This is a genomic window from Paenibacillus sp. FSL M7-0134, from assembly GCF_038007865.1.
In the GTDB taxonomy this organism is placed as follows: domain Bacteria; phylum Bacillota; class Bacilli; order Paenibacillales; family Paenibacillaceae; genus Paenibacillus; species Paenibacillus polymyxa_B.
This window is the reverse complement of record NZ_JBBOXV010000001.1, coordinates 927,077-945,497: the sequence shown is the minus strand read 5'-3', so window position 1 is coordinate 945,497 and position 18,421 is coordinate 927,077. Positions and strand designations below refer to the sequence as shown.

Genomic DNA, 18,421 nt, shown 5'->3' with positions numbered 1-18,421 from the left:
GATTTAGAAAATTCCAATTTTATCAATGACATTGAGCGTAATGATCCACACTGGAATCATGACGACAGAAGTGATAGTAGATAGAAGCGATGCATTAGAAGTTAATATGGCTTCCTTATCAAAACTGATGGCATAGGCTGCGGCTACGGTAGCTGTAGGAGTAGCCATCATGATGACAATAGTAGCTAAAGCGACAGAATCGACTGACAGAATATGGGATACAGTCAACAAAGCCAGCAAGACGATGTTAACAATAGGAACAAGCCAAACCTTAACTATGCTGTAATACCAAGAGGTCTTATCAGTAGCTGCCGACTTGAAGCTGATCTCCCCCAATGTCGAGCCAATCGATAACCAGGCTAATGGAGAAGCTAGTCCAGCTAGGTAGGTCATGGGCTTGAACAGCCAGACAGCGGTTTGATCAATTCTTAGAAAGGCGAACTGCTGAATGGCCCCATCCTCTGTAGCTACACTCATTTGTGGCAAATAACCTTGAAACAACCAAACAAACAAGCCTAGAAACGTGGCGATAACGATGGGATTCAAAAACATGGTTTTGAGATTTTTAAGCTCCATTTTCAAGCCGCTCATTTTGATATAGCCATAGGAGTATAAGAAAATGCGGTACCCTATGTTAAAAATGGAACTGTACATCACTCCGGTAGGACCGTAAATGGCTCCGACAATTGGAATTCCGAAGAAAGTAGTAGAACCGAAAATGGTTAACACCCGCAAAACATCCTGTTTATCCTTGTTGTAGCTCAGGAAGAACGGTTTAGAAATAAAGATGAGAATAATATAAATTAGAATTCCCCATATTAAAACATTCATTCCTTGTTTTAACATTGTAGGATTAATATCCTGCATGAAAGAATTAAAGGCTAGTGCTGGTAGAGCCACGGTTAGAACAACCTTGGATAACATCTTTCCTACTGCTGCGTTAAAAATCCCCTTCTTCCGGCAAAAGAAACCAAGAAGGATAATAAAAACGGTGGAAGCGATAGAACTGAGAATTTTGTTATCTGTTAAGGTCGCTGTAATCATTTCTAGTAAAGACATAGATAAAACCCTCTCTTGTACCTTTTTTCACATAAATGACGATGCAGAATGTGACGATGCAATTCCCTGATCTTTTGGCCAAAGTGTTGGTTTGCACTTTTATAGTAAAATGACTTTGTGAAAAAAAGAACAATATCTAATTAATTTAACTTATGAAACTAATTTAAAAAATTTATACGTTACATCAGATGGTAAATGAAACGAGAGGGCACGTCTTCACGGAATGATTATTTATTGGCTTTGTGAGTGCTCATCAACATCCGTGCTATAATGTAAATCATTAAACCCTACTTGATTAGTGGGTTAAATAGAAAAGACGAGCAGGAGGGGTCACATGAACCCGATACAATATATACTGGACGAATTTCAGCTGATCGTGCTGGACGGCGCCATGGCGACTGAACTGGAGCGTCATGGACATGATCTGAACGATAGCTTATGGTCAGCTAAAATCCTCCATGAGCATCCGGAGTCGATCAAGCGTGTACATAGAGATTATTTTGAGGCTGGGGCAGACTGTGCGATTACTGCGAGCTATCAGGCTACCGTTGAAGGCTATGTTAAACGGGGCCTAAGTGAAAATGAGGCGCTGGAACTGATTCAATCATCGGTGCGGATTGCTGTGCAGGCACGCGATGAGTTTTGGGCTGACGTGACGGCTACTGCTAGTCAGCGGCATCGTCCCAAGCCTCTAGTCGCGGCCTCTGTTGGCCCTTACGGGGCGTTTTTGGCAGATGGGTCAGAGTATCGCGGCGATTACAAGCTGAGCGAGGAACAGCTAGTGGAGTTCCACAGGCCGCGTATGAAAGCTCTGATTGAGGCGGGTGCAGATATTTTAGCTTGTGAAACGATACCCTGTCTGGTTGAAGCCAAGGCCATCGCCCGATTGCTGAAGGAATTCCCAGGCACGTATGCCTGGATCAGCTTTAGCGCAAAGGATGGGCAGCATATCAGCAATGGTGAGTCTGCCGCTGCATGTGCTGAGTGGCTGAATGGGCATGAGCAAGTGGCCGCTGTAGGAATCAATTGCACTTTGCCGAATTTCGTTCCATCGCTTATTCACGAAATACGCAGTCACACGGATAAGCCTGTGGTGGTATATCCCAATCTGGGGGAGGAATATGACCCGGTCAGCAAGACATGGCACGGCAGCACTTGTACAGAGACATTTGGACAAAGTGCCCGCCAATGGTATGAAGCGGGAGCTCGTCTGATTGGCGGCTGTTGCCGGACTCAGCCGCTGGATATTGAGGAAATAGCATCATGGACGAGAGATGTATAAACGAGGATAAGCGTAGCGTAGGGATAAAAGTTATCTATAAGAGGTAACTCGATGGCCCGAAAAAGAACAAGCAGGCTGAACCAAGTTGTGCTCCAGCAATGGAGCAGCTTGGTTCAGCCTGCTTTGTTAACTACCTGCGCCGATCCGGTCAGCTTTCTGCCAAACGTTCCAGCAGCGCGTCCCCATTGCGGCTCACCCGAATATGGGCAAAATGTGCGTTCTGTTCTACAGTACGTCCGGTTCCCTCAGGGATGAAATAATTCTCAATACCGTACAGAATACGAGAACCATACCATTGTCCATTTAGAACGACCTCATGACTGGTAAGTTTTTCACCATCTTGATATAGGCGATCCGCGACGTATACTCCTTGGCTATCTGGTGTGAGAACGACTTTGACCTTGCCTCGGCTCCATTCCTCCTCCTGAAGAGGGGGCTTGGAAGGCGGGGTAGATATGTCGTAATTCAGTGCCACATAATCGCCTTGCAGCAGGGAGCGCGGGTCTATAGGAGCCAGTTCGAGCTTAATGGAAGCCCCTGTGGCGAGCAGGGTTTCACTTCTCGCCGTCTGATAGCCGATGATCCCCAGCTGTAGCACGATGACAATAGCGATGAGTAACGGGCTTAAGCGCATGAAGCTAAAGCTGCGGTGGTCGGCATCAAGTGCTGCTTTGCCGCTATGGGCCATTCGCCGATCCGCCCACCAGGTCAAGCCGAGTGCAATGACCCCCAGAAGCGCCAACGTAAAAGACTTATACAGTAGCGTCCACAATAAATCATAGTATTTGAAGCCGATAAAAATAAACCAGAATACAACGCTCATGAGGGTCTCCGATTTTTGTTTCAGACGGGCAAAGGCAAAGATCATCCCGGTAACGATAACAAAATAAAAAATGTTAATGAACATATAAGAGTGTGGAATGACATCCTCGAAAAACGTCGCCCAAAACAGGAACAACAAGCTGAAAAATAATGAACTATTCCGCAGATGTTCTTTTAACTCCGTCTTGAATTTAAAGTAACTTACCCCATATAACACGGCATTGACGATGAAAAGAGAGAAAATGATGAACTTATAGGTCCAGTTCCAACCATCCCACTCCTGATACTGCTGAAATAAAATGGTCGCCAGATTCAGGTTTACAAAGGTGTAGGCAAAAAACAACTGCCTTTTCCCCTTGGAGCGAAACCATCCAGCGATGGAAACGATCAGAAATAATACCGAAAGCAACGACTGATCTGACCATAGAATGGCCGCCAAGCCTGTTATATAGCTGATGGTCAGCAGTGTATAACGTATTACCGAATCCAGCTTGGATTCCGGTATGACAATCATCAAAATCATAAGCAGCAACGACACAACCAACAGTACATATTCGGTGTGGTTTACATTCGTGCTAATCATAATCAATCCGATGAGAGATATACTACCGATCAGCACTCCAACCATTTTGATTACACGGGATACGGTTTTGCTGATCCATTCACTGCCATGTTCCTCGGGAACGGTCGTCTCAGTCTTTGATGTACTAATGTCCGTTATCCCTGCTTCCGGCGGTGTTTTTCCCAAACGATTCAAATAACGGAAAAACCACACGTTACCCGTCAGCAGCAGCGCCACAAAAATCAAACCAAAAACAAAAAACAAAGATGAGGAGTACGCCTCTGCCAGCTCTATAAATTTAAAGACAGCAAACGCCGAGATTGCCAATGCATTTAAGGTCAGTAGCGTTTTATTCAGCCGCACCTTGATAAATATATAAAATCCTAAAGCAATCATAGCAATATGCGGTATATTCATGATCAGGCCATACCCATCAAATGCAAAAGAGTTGGTCATCGCCAACATGGCTATATGGAAAACTGTAAAGCTCATATATTGTAGTGGAGCAGAATGTATACGATGAAGGAACGTCAATAAAAATAGCAGCAGATTGACTATTGCGAACATTCCGGCAATGGACAACGATTGCAGCTCGCTATAAGGCGCGCTTTGCATAGTAGGGTAAAAATAAAGCCACAAACCAAGTTGAATCAGTACATAAGACAGCATATAAAAGGGATTGTAGCGAGTAATCCAGCTAAGTAGCAGAGCCGGCACCGACCAAATGAAAAACAATCCGTAGCTGTCCGCATGGGAATTGTAAATTTGACCGAGCAATGCCACGGAAACGCCAAAGGCTATACAGCCAGCCACCAAAAACATATTAGACAGAAAAGCTTGTTGGCCGGGAACAGCACGTATCCGTGCAAATACAAAAGACAAGCCATAGAACAGAACAATAAGCGCAGCAGCAAGTACAATCTTGGATGTCCGATCCAGTCCGCCCCAATTGGAGGCGAAAAAATAAATAATTGCGGCCAGTATCAGTGAGATGCCCAGCAGATAGCCCGTACGTATCGCATTGAATCGCAGCATGGATTTCACGTACCTTTCCTGTTGGTTTGAAGCCTATTATAGCGTTGAAAGGGCTCAGAACCAAGTGGAAATTAGGATCAGGTCATAAAAAGAGAGCCACCGTATACGGTGGCTCTCTTTAACGTTACTGGATTCCGACTAAGCGTTGACGGTACGAATCTCTTGCCGGGACTGATGTCGGAAGCGATACTCACGCGGTGGAATCCCTGCTGTTTTCTTAAATGCCTTGGAAAAGGTGGACATATCGGTATAGCCGATGGACTGGGCTATGATCGACAAATTGTAAGTTGTCTGCTCCAGTAATCTTTTGGCTTCGTTAATCTTGAGGTTTTGCAAATACTTGGCGGGAGAGATGAGGAAGGTGGAATGGAACTTACGTGAAAAATGCGCACGATCCACACCTACATGCTCGGCAATTTGCTCAATCGTAACACGGTCACAATAATGCATTTCAATGTAATCTTTCCCCTGCTGGAGCCAATAATCAGAGCATACAAAGTTGCGCAGCACGTCAGATGTGTTGCGGGACAATTCCTCGAAGATCTGGTGCAGTGTAATCAAGCGGGCCAGATCGCTACCCTGTCTGTTGTCGTTTACGATGGAAAACAGGTTGGAGATAAGCTCAAGGATTTCCTCGCTCACTGCGTTAGCCATAAATGGCGTAGAGGGATTAATTCCGATCCGCTCCAGCAATGCGAGGGACTTGGGTCCCTCAAAGGCAATCCATACCTTTTGCAACGGGTGCTCCTGATCGGTGTAATATTCATGGGCAAGATGCGGAAAAAAACAGAATAAATCAGACTTTTGGACACGGTAATTCTGCTGCTTATAAATAAACTCAGCCTGACCTTCAAGTACAAAAATCAAATAAAAATAAGGAACAGCCTTGGGACCGACATGGCAGCTTGTTTTCGAAATATCCATACCAAGTCTGACTGGCCAAATGGCGCTGGATTTTTCCAGTTCGGTAGCTGTGAAATAATGGTCTTCCACGATGTCGAAGTGATCTTCATTTTTTGCTCTTTTCATAACTTGTCACCTCTCCTTTGGTGGAGATAAGGGAATTTTGATTTTATTGTATATAAAGGAAAGCATAATTACAAGTTAATTCATTGGAATTAAGGGTTATATAATTAAAACTAGGTATGCCAAAGGCTCCATGGCCGGTTTGAGAGGAGCCGTGGAGCCTTTTAAGTTCTGTAGTTTGAGATGGAGATTAACCTACATTTATACGTTCAGTATTCCTTCTTTTGGAGTAACGTTAAAGGCTTTCGCCAGATCGGCCAATTCCTGATCCGTAATTCGTTGCTGAATATCATGGTGAGCAATGAGCATATAAATTTGCGCCGCTTTTTCAATCGTTTCAATCAGGCCAAACGCTTCATCAATGGAGCTGCCCGTTCCGAAAATGCCATGATGAGGCCATAATACAGCGTGATGATCCTTCATTTTTTTAGCCGTTTCGCGGCCGATTTCGCTGGAACCTGGTACCATCCAAGGGATTACACCAATACCGTCTGGAAAGACGACAATACATTCGGTACACATTTCCCACAGCGTTTTGGTGAATTGGTTTTCGTCCAGACTATGAATGAAGGTCATGGCAATAACATGGGTGGCATGATTATGAATCACAACACGATGGTTAGGATCGACCTTCAAGCGCTCAATGTGGCCCATAAAATGGGAAGGTAACTCACTGGTAGGCACTGCGCCATGTTTGAGGCCCCACAAGACTTCCAATTGCTCACCATCCTGGGAGACACGAAGGACTCCTAAGTTAGCTTCTGGATCTGCAATTACGTTTTTAAAATATTTTCCTGATCCGGTGACGATAAAATATTTACCAGCCAGTTCATTCACCGGGAAAGCAGGTTTAATCGTCCGAATGACCTGATGAATATCTATATATTTTGCAACCTCAGCTTCATCCAGAATATAGCTTACATTACCTCCATTGCGTTCATCCCAGCCGAATTTCCACATGTTTTGTGTAATTTCCGCCATCTCGCGAACAAATGGGATATCCAGTCCCGATTTGCGTTCTTTTTGATTCTCCAGCACAGTAGTCATGGATAATCTCTCCCTTTGTATGATATGAATATAAGCATTATCAGTGCAGTAGTTACCGTTTCAGCAGTACCTGTTGTTCATAGTTTTTTACTTCGGCCAGCCATTCCTCACGAACAGGAACGCCGTTTTGAGCGCAATAGTAATCCCATATGGCACCAAACGGATACGATTTAAACTCTTCGACTAGAGCAAGACGAGTGGTGAAATCCCGTTCCTCTTCCGCCTGCTTTAATGCTTCAATCGGTTCGAGCATAGCGCGAAGTAGCGCTTTGATCGTGTTGCGTGTTCCGATGACCCATGCTGCTACATGATTGATACTTCCATCAAAGAAATCAAGACCGATATGGGTTCGGGAAAGCAATTCACCGCGAACCAGCTCACGGGCAATGTCCAGCAATTCGTCGTCCATCGTCACGACATGATCACTGTCCCAACGAACCGGTCTGCTGACATGGAGCAATAATTGATCGGTGAACATCAGCACAGAGGACAGTTTGTTCGAAATGACTTCGGTTGGATGGAAGTGACCAGCGTCGAGACAGATGGATTTACCGCGTGTCAGGGCGTAACCCATATAGAATTCATGTGAGCCCACGACATAGCTTTCTGAGCCGATGCCGAACAGCTTGCTTTCAACCGCATCGATGTTGTATTCCTCACTGATTTCCTCGCTGAAAATTTCGTCCAGCGCATCACGCAGACGTTCTCTTGGAGCCAACCGATCAACCGGAGTATCTTTATAGCCATCCGGCATCCAGTGGTTTGTGACACAGGGCTGACCGAGTTCTTTGCCAAAATGCTCTGCAATCCTGCGTGATTTTTTGCAGTGTGTGATCCAGAAATCGCGGATTTCCGAATCCTTGTGACTCAGTGTGAAGCCGTCTTCCGCTTTGGGATGGGAGAACAAAGTTGGATTAAAATCAAGCCCGAGCCCTTGCTGTTTGGCCCAGTCTACCCAGTTCTGAAAATGGCGTGGCTCCAGTTGATCCAAATCCACTTGTTCTGTGGTGTCCGCATAGATTGCGTGCAGATTGACCTTGTGTTTACCCGGAATAAGCGATAGAGCTTTTTCTAAATCCTGACGCAACTCATGCGGCGTGCCTGCTCTGCCCGGGTAGCTGCCCGTTACGGCAATCCCCCCGCTAAGCTGTTTGTCTTTGAACAGAAATCCCTGAACATCATCTCCCTGCCAGCAGTGCAGTGATATTTTGATTTGTGAAAGCTTCCGTAAAATGTCGTCAACTTGAATACCGTGGCGGGCATACAGCTTTTTCGCTTCGTTATAACTGGCTTCAATAGCTTCATTCATGGCTTTACTCCTTTATTGAGATATCTGAATAGAGGATGTTGCTTGTATCTTGAGGCGCTCCCAGCGATCCAGGAGTTCTTGCAAGCCTTCCACCGATTTCGGCTCATATAGCCGAGTCGGAAAGGAGCGGGCGATGGTTCGGCCAGCAGCTTGGAGATCTTCAAGAGCACCAGAGCTGATTAATTGCACGACAATATTGCCGATGGCCGTAGATTCGGAAGGACCTGCCTGAACCTCAATTCCCAAGAGATCGGCTGTTAGCTGACATAGTAACTCGTTGTTAGCGCCTCCGCCGACAATGTACAATCTGGTAATCGTTTCGTCTGTTAAACGTTGCAGTTCGTGTAAGGCATCGCGGTAGCTTAAGGCCAGACTGTCGAAAATACAGCGGGCGAGTGAACCCGGCGTCTTGGGGATGGGCTGGCCTGTTTCTTCACAGAATCGCTGGATTTCAAGGGTCATACTATCCGGGTTTAAGAAGGATGACTGGTTACAGAGGACGAGACTGACAAACGGTGTCTCTGCTGAAGCCAGTTCGGCCAATTCAGCAAAGCTATGTGCGGAACCGCCCTCTCTCCTAACCTCCTGAATCATCCACAATCCCATAATATTTTTCAGAAAACGGTACGTACCGTAAGCACCCCACTCATTCGTGTAGTTCGCCTGCATGGCTGCCTTGGTATTCAAGGCTTTGGAACGTTCCATTCCCAGTAGTGACCACGTTCCGCTGCTAATATAGGCCCAAGATTCTTCCCGCTGTGACGGAACACCTGCAACAGCCGATGCAGTATCGTGAGTAGGCGCAAGAATGATCTGACAGTCCGGAAGATCGTATTTTTGAACAAGCTCCGGCAAAAGAGAACCCAGAACCCGTCCAGGCTCGGCAAGCTCTGAAAACTGATTGCGTCGCAGTTGGAGCAGGGACAGCAGGTCTTCATCAAACTCTCGTGTGTTCACGTTGAGAAGCTGCATCGTGGACGCATTCGTCATTTCATTGATCATGATGCCTGTCAGGCGATAGTACAGATAATCGGGGACCATCAATATTTTATCCGCCTGGGCAAGCTGTTCCCGATCATGGACAAACAGTTGATACAGGGTATTAAAGTTTAGTTCCTGAATGCCTGTTTTCTCATACACAGCCTCTCGACTGATGATTTGGTGCAGCCTGTCGGGCGCATGGAGGGTACGTGCATCCCGGTAAGCGTATACCTCATGAATGCGGTTTCCTTTCTGATCAAGCAGCACGTAATCTACAGCCCATGTATCAATGCCGAGCGTACAGGAGTGAATCCCCGTCTGTTTAGCTTTTTGCAAGCCCTGAATAATCTCATTCAATAGTTCGTCGATATTCCAGTAATCGTGTCCGTTTTTTTCGGTAAAGGAGTTGTTGAAACGGTGAAGCTCTTGCAAGTGTAGCTGGTCACCTTGCAGAGTTGCACTTACGAGCCTTCCGCTTGAAGCTCCAATATCAACAGCAAGATAATTATTCATACCCAATCTCCTTGCATGGATAAAATACTGGCAGCCTGAAAGTCTGCCTTTTGCTTTCTTAACTAACTCCATACTACTTCCGTTTTTCTTTGTAGTCAACATAAACGGAAGTATAATTTGTGGTTTTATTTTTGTTTTCTAAAATTATAATTAAAATTAAATGTTGTTTTGCATGTATTTTTGTTTTTTATCTGTTTTCTACAATCAGGATTATGCAAAGTCCTTACAATATATATACCTTGAACAAAGGTCGGCTTGATTTACGATATTCCAATTGTGGAAGGTTCTCCAAATGCCGCTGTCTGTATGAAAAATAGTCTTGAAACCGCCCGCCAGAGGGTGTAGTATACAAGATATCAATTTCATATGACTCGTATAATATTGGGGATATGGCCCAGAAGTTTCTACCGGATGACCACTGTAATCGTCCGACTATGAGTGATAGCGCATCGGCTTTGGATGAATGCGGGCATTTATTTGTGCGCCAATCCGTCAGGGATTACAACCCCAAGGACAGGCTTCACTTGAGAAACAACTCAAGGGAGCCTGTCCTTTTTTTGGTTTTGGCAGGTTTTATACTATTTTAAAGTACAGAAGGAGCGATACTCGCATAATGAAAGCTTTGGAGGAACGTATTCGTCAAGAGGGACAAATTTTATCTGATACCGTACTAAAGGTAGATTCATTTTTGAATCATCAGGTAGATACAGCATTAGCATTGGAGATTGGTAAGGAGTTTGCACGCCTTTTCGGCAGTGCTCCGATCACCAAGGTGCTTACAATTGAAGCTAGTGGTATTCAATTTGCTATGGCTACTGCTATTGCCTTGGGGGTCCCGTTCATTTATGCGAAGAAAAAGAAGGCAATCACGCTGAATGAGCAGGTATACTTCGCCGAGGTTCATTCGTTCACTCGGCAGGAAACCTATCAGGTGAGTATTTCCCAAAAATATCTCCATGCCAGCGACCATGTGCTGATCGTAGATGATTTTTTGGCTACTGGCGCAGCATTGGTCGGACTTACGGATATTGTGAAGGAAGCAGGAGCGGAGCTGGCCGGGGTTGGCTGTGTGATTGAGAAGAGCTTCCAGGAAGGCCGTGGACTGTTGGAGCAAAGAGGCATTGCCGTACGTTCTCTTGCGCGTATCGCTTCCATGGCACCAGGCGAGGTTCATTTTATAGAGGAAGCTGGCGTGGTGATTCCTCCCGTTAAGGAGAATGTGGGATGTTAAGTAAACAAAAGTTATTCGCGCTGGGCTTCCAGCATGTCATGGCGATGTACGCTGGAGCAATTGCTGTACCTCTAATTGTAGGGGGAGCATTGCACCTGACGCCAGCCCAGATGGCTTATTTGGTGGCTGCCGATCTGTTCACTTGCGGGATTGCTACGTTATTACAGATTATGGGCACACGCTTTTTCGGTAGTAGACTGCCTGTCATTTTAGGCTGTACGTTTACGGCAGTAGGGCCCATCATCGCGATTGCTTCGACCTCAAATTTAGCGACAGCGTATGGTGCCATTATTTTGTCTGGTATATTTGTGGTGTTAGCAGCACCGTTGTATGGCAAGCTGCTACGCTTTTTCCCGACGGTGGTTACAGGTTCGGTCGTTACGATTATCGGTCTATCCCTTATTCCGGTGGCGATGAACAATGTAGCAGGGGGTCAGGGCAGTTCGGACTTTGGACAGCCACGTAATTTACTGTTGGCCTTAGTCACACTACTGGTTATTCTGCTTGTGAATCGGTTGGCAAAAGGCTTTTTGCGCTCGATTTCCGTGCTTATTGGTTTGTTCGCGGGCACAGTGGTTGCTTATGGAATGGGAATGGTGCATTTTGCTCCCGTGGCGGAGGCTTCATGGGTGAGTGTTGCACAGCCGTTTTATTTTGGTAAGCCAGAGTTTAGCATTATGGCAGTTTGTACGATGATTATCGTCAATATTGTCAGTATGGTTGAGTCTACAGGCGTTTATTTGGCAGTTGGCAAAGCAATTGATCAGAAGGTGGAGCAGAAGCAGATCGTCAATGGTCTGCGTTCCGAAGGACTTGCGATTATGCTTGGGGGTATTTTTAACGCGTTTCCTTATACAGCTTTCTCGCAAAATGTTGGTCTGATTTCACTCACACGCGTCAAATCGCGAAACGTTATTTTTGCTGCGGGCGGTATCATGGTTGTTCTTGGTTTGCTTCCTAAGCTGGCTGCCTTAACGACAGTGATTCCTAACGCTGTGCTGGGCGGGGCGATGATCGTCATGTTCGGCTCGGTCGCTGCATCAGGCATGTCTATTTTGTCAGAAGTGGATCTACGGAAAGAAAGCAATCTGCTGATCGCAGCATGCAGCATTGCCGTGGGCCTAGGCTCTGCCGTTCTGCCGCAAATGTTCGACCAGCTGCCGAGCTTTGCTAAAATGCTGTTGCAAAATGGCATCGTTTCGGGTTCGATTACAGCGATTGTCTTGAACATCGTTTTGACAAGAAAACAGGGCGAACCGGTCAAAAGCGTGACGGTTCAGGAGGTTCCACAGAAGGTTTGATGATTAGGAATAAATAAACCCTTGCCGTCTGGGGACATATAGATATTGACCCTGTCCGACTGTGCAGTGGCGCTAAAGTTAACTCTTAAGTTGATTTATTTACTAGAGGAATTTGCTAGAGTAGTGGGCGAGGTCGTGGTATAATTTACCTTATGGATTTTGAATAGTGGTGGATGTTTTCGGACTACGGTGCAGCTTCCCGAAAGGGGGTGAAGCCGATGGTTACACTTGTGTCGTGCTACGATGTGGTGCGTTGGATGGTTACGTTACTAAGCCTGGTGTTTAGTATTCGTAAACTTTATCGCTGGCTACGTCGAAAATTTCGGAACAAGCGAAAACCCACCGCGTAATTAGGTTGGCCCCTAACGGTGGGTTTCGTTTGCATTAACATTTAGTTATGCAGCGCGCCGTGGTGGTGATCCACAGCCTTTCAAGTCCTAAGAGTCTTTGCCGTTGGCGCGGCGAAGACTCTTTTTAGTATACGGACACGATGATTATCTATATACCTAATTTTAGCACGTTCATTTCGTGCACGCAATGAATAGACATCACCTTCATTCTCGCCACATCGTTCAAATTTAAATTATTGTGCAGCATTTATTGACAAGCCTGTGACAACAAAATAAGATCGTAATGGAAAGAAATAAAGGAAGAAAACAGGTGTGAGCCGGACGACTCTATGTACGGGGTTTTGCTGAGACCATGTAGATGGTTGTTGAGCGTGTTCACTTAAAAGGGAAGTTCGGTTGATTCCGACACGGGCCCGCCACTGTATACAGGCATCAGCAGGATACTGCTGGAGCTTTCAGAACAGCCACTGGAACTGTGAAGAACCGGGAAGGCCTGAAAGATGCGCCTGGAGTCAGGAGACCTGCCTGTTTTGACATCACTGTCAGACCCACGGGATGCTGGGGAGGTGGTTAGGCGTGCTGCATACGGAATGTCTGAAACCGATCTGATCCCTTCTATGTTTTTGGAGTTGGCTTCGAGGTGAGTTTTGACATTTTATAATGAAAGCATTTCTGACTGCTGATCAAGTGGTCCGGAATGCTTTTTTCGCGTTTTGCGTTAGGTTTATATGATTTTACAAGATAGAGGGGGATTCATTGAATGATTAGCAATCGTAGCAGGCGTTCATGGTTGATATGTACAGGGGTGATGCTGCTGCTGGCAGTTATGGCTCTTTCGGGATGTGCCAGCAATAAGACGTCGGATAGCTCCGGCAAGGGTGAAAACGCGTCAGCACAACAAACAGCGACAGATAAAAAGCTGGTAATGGCGTATACATGGAAACCGTCAGGCGTTGACCCGCACGGAGATAATAGCTGGGATGTGATGCGATCCGGTGCAGGTGAGACACTGGTACGTTTGAATGAAAAGCTGGAGCCTGTGGCTTGGCTGGCAAAGGAGTGGAAGCAGGATAGTCCTACAGTTTGGACGTTCAGCTTGCAGGATAAAGTCACTTTTCATGATGGAAAGAGTATGGATGCAGTAGGTGTAAAAGCGTCTTTGCTGCGCTCTATCGAGAAAAGCCATCTGGCTAAGGATTTACTGAATGTGAAGTCCATTGATGTAAGCGGCCCGCTGGCTTTGAAAATCACGACAAACCAGCCGAACGCGGCGCTGGTGTCCAATCTAGCTGATCCATCGACAATTGTACTGGATGTGGCATCGATGAAAGATGAGCAGAGTTACCCAGCGATGACAGGCGCCTTTAAAATCAAAGCGTTCAACAAGGACCAATCGTTGGTCGTAGAGCGTTATGACGGATATTGGGGCGAGAAGGCACGACTGGCTGAAGCGACGATGAAGTTCATTACGGACGGGAATTCGCGTCTGATGGCGCTGCAATCCGGCGAGGTGGACGTAGCGACGGATATTCCGGTTGATAACGCAGAGGTACTGAAAAAGAACGACAAGCTACAAGTGCTGTCGGCTCCCTCCTTGCGCACCCATATGATCGTGTACAATATGGAATCGCCAGTATTCAAGGATGCGGCGAACCGTAAGGTGGTGGACAGCCTGATTCCGCGCACATCGATTGTGAGCGCCGTCATGAGGGGCTTCGGTACGGAAGCAAGTAGTCCGTTCCCGAGCATTCTTCCCTTCGGTAAAGTTGAGCGTAAAGCGCTGGATGGAACGGCAGAGCAGCTGTTGACGAAGGATGGCTGGCAGAAGGACGCTCAAGGGACATGGACTAAGCAAGGCAAGCCGTTCGAGGTTACGCTGCTGACTTTCCCTCAGCGTCCAGAGCTCTCTGTTATGGCTGAGGTCATCCAAAGCCAATTGCTGAAAGAGGGAATCCAGGTCAAGATTCGCAAGGTGGAAAATATCGACGAGGCGTTGACCAAAAACGATTGGGATTTTGCAATGTACAGCATGCTTACTGCTCATACAGGAGAGCCGCAATATTTTATGGACATGTTTTATTCTTCGAAAAGCGAAGCCAATGTAAGCCGGTATAGTTCCAAACCGCTAGAGAGTATTCTTAACAGCTTGAAGCTGGCGAAGGATACAGCGCAGCGTAATGCTGTGACACTACAAGCGCTGGATATCATCAATGCGGATTTGCCACAGTCGTTCATTGTGCATCCTGATAATGTGTTTGGTGTGAAAAAAGGGGTGGAGGGTTTTACACCCCATCCGATCGAGTATTACTATATTACAGCGCAATCTGATATTACGGAATAACGAGCTGCGTATCCTATGATTCGTTTTATACTGGAACGTGTGGCGCAGCTGCTCATCATTGTATTCGTTGTATCCACGCTGACTTTTGTACTGATGCGGCTCGCTCCTGGTGACCCTGCTACTATTTTGCTCACCGCGCATAATGTCCCTGCCTCTGAGGAGGCGTTGACGACGCTACGGCAGGAACTGGGCTTAAACGAGCCGCTTCATATTCAATATGTGAACTGGCTGCGAGATGTGTTCACGGGGCATTGGGGCACCTCGTATGTATCCAAGGAATCCGTGCTAGCCGAACTATGGAACAGACTGCCTGCTACTGTGGAGCTAGCTGCTGCGGGCTTTGCCGTCATGACGGTGCTTACGCTGGGGCTGGGACTGGCTGCCTCGCTAAAAATCAGCGGCCCACTGGATCGTCTGGGCAGGCTGTTTGCCCTGCTGGGATCGTCGATTCCCTCTTTTTGGCTTGGTTTTCTGTTGATCTATCTATTCTCCGTTCGCTTGGGCTGGCTCCCATCCATGGGAAGGGAGGACTGGACACATCTAGTGCTCCCAGCGCTGACTCTTGGCGCAGGTTTGGGAGCGGTGCAAGCCCGTGTACTGCGCGCTCAAATGCTGGAGCTGGGTGACCGGAATTTTGTGAAAGCAGCGAAGGCTCGAGGCTTTTCGCGTATGCATATCCTGTTTTTTGAGATATTTAAGCATGCGGTTCTGCCTATGATTACACTGCTAGGTACCAATCTATCATTTATGCTGGCAGGTAATGTCATCGTCGAGACCATTTTTTCATGGCCGGGGTTAGGTAAGTATTTTATAGATGCGATTACCCAGCGAGATTATCCGGTGATTCAGGGGTATGTTATTTTTGCCGTATTTTTAATTGTAGGTGTTCAGTGTTTGGTGGATTTGGTCCAGACGGCGATAGATCCGAGGCTACGTTTGCGTTAAGGGGGAAGCTGAAAATGAAAAAGATACGGCTTTCCTTTCAAGGGAGCTTGCTGGCAGGAGGCGTACTTTTTGGTCTGATCGTGCTGCTTGGGTTATTGGCTCCATGGGTCGCTCCTCATGATCCTCTTCAAGTGGATCTTTTGAACCGTCTGGCACCACCCAGTCGGAAATATCCTTTCGGTACGGATCATCTGGGTCGGGATGTGCTGTCACGGCTAATTTACGGGATTCGGACGAGCGTGCTAATCGCATGTGCAATTACTGTAGCTACGTTGTGCTTCAGTCTGCCTATAGGGTTGCTCATTGGTTATGTGCGTGGACGTGTAGATCAGCTGATCATGCGGGGAATCGATGGCGTATTGGCTTTTCCTGATATTATTTTAACGGTGGCAATTGTGGGCATTTTGGGCCCGGGTTTTGTTAACATGACCCTTGCGATTATTGCGGTACGGTGGGCGGGTTATGTCCGGTATATCCGTAGTCTGGTTCAAAAAGCCTGTCAGGAGGACTACGTTCGGTATGCCCGTTTATCCGGCAATTCACACGCGCGTATACTGAGACGTTATGTATTGCCACAAGCGTTGCCGCAGTTGTTGGTTTATGCGGTATGGGATATCGGACGCGTGGTGCTGATGATCGCTGGGCTGTCCTTTCTTGGACTGGGTGTACAGCCGCCCAAGCCAGAGTGGGGCGTGATGCTGCATGATGCAACCTCATATTTTCAGGTGGCTCCGCATGTCATGATTTTCCCAGGCTTGGCGATTATGCTATTCGTACTTGCCTGCCAGCTTTTGGGCGACCGCTTTTCGGAAAAGGGGGCGACCAAATAGTGGGAGATCAAATAGCCCTTGGGGGCAAGGATACGATAGAACAAGTGGCAGGGCGAAAACCGTTGTTACACGTGGAACATTTGGAAATCTGCCGCACAGGCGTAGGAGCAAGCGGAAGTGGGAGCAAACCACTGCTGCGGGATGTGAGCTTTTCCATATATTCAGGGGAGATTGTGGCCCTGACCGGACCGAGCGGGTGCGGCAAGAGTCTGACCGCACACGCAATCGCAGGCATGCTGGAGCCAGGTATCGGTGTTACGGAAGGGCGTATCTACTATAACGGGGAAGACACTCTCCCGTTCCAGGAACGGCGCTGGCAAAGGCTGCGCCGAGAGGATATTGCCCTGCTCATTCAACAATCGCTGAGCGGGTTGAATCCGATCCGGACTGTCCGCGCCCAGCTGATGGATACGCTTAGACTGCACGGGCGGCGTCGGATGCCGCACGACCAGATGGAGCCGGGGCACGCTGGTGCTGCCCCATCCCACACTGCACCGCAGCAAGTCCACCCGCTGGGCGTGCTGCCACGGATGCGGCAGATGCTGATCCGTGCCATGGAGATAGCCAGAGGAGGCGCTACTCCAGTGCGGGAGGCCTATTTGCGCTCTCTGCTCCGCAAGGTTGGGTTTACAGATCCTGAGCATATTTTGTCGTCATATCCTTTTGAACTAAGCGGAGGCATGTGTCAAAGGGTGCTGCTGGCTGCAATGTTAAGCTCAGGTCCAAGCCTTTTTATTGCCGATGAGCCTACTACGGCGTTGGATGTTATCAACCGCGACAAGGTTTTGGCATTGCTGCAACAATTGAGAGAAGACTTTGATCTCACCATATTGTTGATTTCACATGATCGCCAAGGTATGAGCCGCATAGCAGATCGAGTGTTGGAGATGAGCCCGGAAGGAAGGATGCACCAGTGATGCTGGAATTGAAGAATGTGACCAAAGCATACCCTGTCCGCAAACGGAGAAAAGGCTGGTTCAGCACGCAAGATAGCGAGCAGGCCGTGAAAAAGGTGAGTCTGGAGTTACGGCAGGGGGAGTGTCTTGGATTGGTTGGAGAAAGTGGAAGTGGCAAAAGCACGCTGGCACAATGTATTCTAGGGCTGGAGTCGTTGACCTCAGGGGAGATTTGGCTGGATCATCAGCCTATACATTTCGAAAAGACGAAGGACGTTCAGCTGTACAAGCGAATCCAGTTGGTTGCACAGGATTCGTCCTCCTCATTGCATCCTCGTATGACCATTCGAGATATTTTAATGGAGCCGATCCACAACTATTTTCCTGAGCTAAAAGCACAGGCGCTGGATATTTGTCTGTCTCTATTGGAATCAGTAGGAATGGAGGCTGACAGTCTGGAAAAATACCCAGCACAGCTGAGTGGCGGGCAAAAACAGCGGGTATGTATTGCCCGAGCGTTGGCGGTGGAGCCGGATATTATCTTGTTCGATGAATCGATCGCCAATCTGGATACGACAACGCAGTCTTCTGTACTGGACATGCTCAAAAGAATGCAGATGGAACGTCAGTTGTCCTACCTATTCATCACTCACGATCTCCAATCTACTCGCCAGTTTTGTGATCGAGTTGCCGTCATGGTTCAGGGGGAGATCGTGGAAATCTTTAAGGAATGGGATGAAGACTTGTTACAGCATGAGTACACGCGTACTCTGTTTCAAGCGTTGGAGAATTAAGCCATAAATTTAATATTATACAAATTTAAAATAAATAAGAGGATTGCTTGTCGAATATTGTTGACAAAATAGAACGTGGTACCTATTCTAAATATGA

General features: G+C 47.1%; 14 protein-coding genes and 2 riboswitches. Of the genes, 8 read left to right on the top strand and 6 right to left on the bottom strand.

Annotated elements, in window-relative coordinates:
- Positions 1-3 precede the first annotated feature (3 nt).
- Positions 4-1,059 carry an AEC family transporter gene (locus NSQ58_RS04050; RefSeq protein ID WP_023990996.1) on the bottom strand — a complete coding sequence of 352 codons (1,056 nt, stop codon included), beginning with the start codon at positions 1,057-1,059 and terminating at the stop codon, positions 4-6.
- 334 nt (positions 1,060-1,393) lie between these two features.
- Here NSQ58_RS04050 and mmuM point away from each other — a divergent pair, with 334 nt between their 5' ends.
- Positions 1,394-2,341 (top strand): homocysteine S-methyltransferase, encoded by a 948-nt coding sequence (mmuM, locus tag NSQ58_RS04045; RefSeq protein WP_028540887.1) that lies wholly within the window; start codon positions 1,394-1,396, stop codon positions 2,339-2,341.
- Between the two features lie 148 nt (positions 2,342-2,489).
- Here mmuM and NSQ58_RS04040 read toward each other — a convergent pair whose 3' ends face one another.
- The 5 genes from NSQ58_RS04040 to rhaB form a co-directional block, all read right to left on the bottom strand.
- On the bottom strand, positions 2,490-4,760 hold the full coding sequence (locus NSQ58_RS04040; protein ID WP_341057742.1) for a GDYXXLXY domain-containing protein: 2,271 nt from the start codon (positions 4,758-4,760) through the stop codon (positions 2,490-2,492).
- A 138-nt stretch (positions 4,761-4,898) separates the two neighbouring features.
- The gene (locus NSQ58_RS04035; protein ID WP_076264579.1) at positions 4,899-5,789 is read right to left on the bottom strand and encodes an AraC family transcriptional regulator; all 891 of its coding nucleotides are present in this window, start codon (positions 5,787-5,789) and stop codon (positions 4,899-4,901) included.
- A 198-nt stretch (positions 5,790-5,987) separates the two neighbouring features.
- Positions 5,988-6,833 carry a rhamnulose-1-phosphate aldolase gene (gene rhaD, locus NSQ58_RS04030; protein ID WP_023990992.1) on the bottom strand — a complete coding sequence of 282 codons (846 nt, stop codon included), beginning with the start codon at positions 6,831-6,833 and terminating at the stop codon, positions 5,988-5,990.
- A gap of 52 nt (positions 6,834-6,885) precedes the next feature.
- The gene (rhaA, locus tag NSQ58_RS04025; protein ID WP_053326424.1) at positions 6,886-8,142 is read right to left on the bottom strand and encodes an L-rhamnose isomerase; all 1,257 of its coding nucleotides are present in this window, start codon (positions 8,140-8,142) and stop codon (positions 6,886-6,888) included.
- A gap of 12 nt (positions 8,143-8,154) precedes the next feature.
- Positions 8,155-9,636: a rhamnulokinase gene (gene rhaB / locus NSQ58_RS04020; RefSeq protein WP_023990990.1), complete on the bottom strand. Its 1,482-nt coding sequence runs from the start codon at positions 9,634-9,636 to the stop codon at positions 8,155-8,157.
- Between the two features lie 351 nt (positions 9,637-9,987).
- Positions 9,988-10,091, top strand: a riboswitch (purine riboswitch).
- A gap of 158 nt (positions 10,092-10,249) precedes the next feature.
- Between rhaB and NSQ58_RS04015 the strand changes: the two genes are divergently transcribed.
- The 7 genes from NSQ58_RS04015 (at position 10,250) to NSQ58_RS03985 (ending at position 18,324) form a co-directional block, all read left to right on the top strand.
- Positions 10,250-10,867 (top strand): xanthine phosphoribosyltransferase, encoded by a 618-nt coding sequence (locus NSQ58_RS04015; RefSeq protein ID WP_053326423.1) that lies wholly within the window; start codon positions 10,250-10,252, stop codon positions 10,865-10,867.
- The gene (locus NSQ58_RS04010; protein WP_071558032.1) at positions 10,861-12,168 is read left to right on the top strand and encodes a nucleobase:cation symporter-2 family protein; all 1,308 of its coding nucleotides are present in this window, start codon (positions 10,861-10,863) and stop codon (positions 12,166-12,168) included. The genes NSQ58_RS04015 and NSQ58_RS04010 overlap by 7 nt, the downstream gene beginning before the upstream one ends.
- A gap of 689 nt (positions 12,169-12,857) precedes the next feature.
- Positions 12,858-13,061, top strand: a riboswitch (cobalamin riboswitch).
- Between the two features lie 217 nt (positions 13,062-13,278).
- Positions 13,279-14,859, top strand: a complete 1,581-nt coding sequence (locus tag NSQ58_RS04005; protein ID WP_028540880.1) for an ABC transporter substrate-binding protein — start codon at positions 13,279-13,281, stop codon at positions 14,857-14,859.
- 15 nt (positions 14,860-14,874) lie between these two features.
- Positions 14,875-15,804, top strand: coding sequence for a nickel ABC transporter permease (gene nikB / locus NSQ58_RS04000; protein WP_023990985.1), 930 nt, complete (start codon positions 14,875-14,877; stop codon positions 15,802-15,804).
- A gap of 14 nt (positions 15,805-15,818) precedes the next feature.
- Positions 15,819-16,634 (top strand): nickel transporter permease, encoded by an 816-nt coding sequence (nikC, locus tag NSQ58_RS03995; RefSeq protein ID WP_028540879.1) that lies wholly within the window; start codon positions 15,819-15,821, stop codon positions 16,632-16,634.
- Positions 16,634-17,551 (top strand): ATP-binding cassette domain-containing protein, encoded by a 918-nt coding sequence (locus tag NSQ58_RS03990; protein ID WP_028540878.1) that lies wholly within the window; start codon positions 16,634-16,636, stop codon positions 17,549-17,551. Before nikC ends, NSQ58_RS03990 begins: the two co-directional genes overlap by 1 nt.
- Positions 17,548-18,324, top strand: a complete 777-nt coding sequence (locus tag NSQ58_RS03985; protein ID WP_028540877.1) for an ABC transporter ATP-binding protein — start codon at positions 17,548-17,550, stop codon at positions 18,322-18,324. Before NSQ58_RS03990 ends, NSQ58_RS03985 begins: the two co-directional genes overlap by 4 nt.
- Positions 18,325-18,421: the final 97 nt, after the last annotated feature.

Bases quoted from the DNA above. Each gene is read 5' to 3' on its own strand.
- rhaD (WP_023990992.1), bottom strand. From the start codon at position 6,833: ATGACTACTGTGCTGGAGAATCAAAAAGAACGCAAATCGGGACTGGAT.
- nikB (WP_023990985.1), top strand. From the start codon at position 14,875: ATGATTCGTTTTATACTGGAACGTGTGGCGCAGCTGCTCATCATTGTA.
- NSQ58_RS04035 (WP_076264579.1), bottom strand. From the start codon at position 5,789: ATGAAAAGAGCAAAAAATGAAGATCACTTCGACATCGTGGAAGACCAT.
- nikC (WP_028540879.1), top strand. From the start codon at position 15,819: ATGAAAAAGATACGGCTTTCCTTTCAAGGGAGCTTGCTGGCAGGAGGC.
- rhaB (WP_023990990.1), bottom strand. From the start codon at position 9,636: ATGAATAATTATCTTGCTGTTGATATTGGAGCTTCAAGCGGAAGGCTC.
- NSQ58_RS04050 (WP_023990996.1), bottom strand. From the start codon at position 1,059: ATGTCTTTACTAGAAATGATTACAGCGACCTTAACAGATAACAAAATT.
- NSQ58_RS04005 (WP_028540880.1), top strand. From the start codon at position 13,279: ATGATTAGCAATCGTAGCAGGCGTTCATGGTTGATATGTACAGGGGTG.
- mmuM (WP_028540887.1), top strand. From the start codon at position 1,394: ATGAACCCGATACAATATATACTGGACGAATTTCAGCTGATCGTGCTG.
- rhaA (WP_053326424.1), bottom strand. From the start codon at position 8,142: ATGAATGAAGCTATTGAAGCCAGTTATAACGAAGCGAAAAAGCTGTAT.
- NSQ58_RS04040 (WP_341057742.1), bottom strand. From the start codon at position 4,760: ATGCTGCGATTCAATGCGATACGTACGGGCTATCTGCTGGGCATCTCA.
- NSQ58_RS04010 (WP_071558032.1), top strand. From the start codon at position 10,861: ATGTTAAGTAAACAAAAGTTATTCGCGCTGGGCTTCCAGCATGTCATG.
- NSQ58_RS04015 (WP_053326423.1), top strand. From the start codon at position 10,250: ATGAAAGCTTTGGAGGAACGTATTCGTCAAGAGGGACAAATTTTATCT.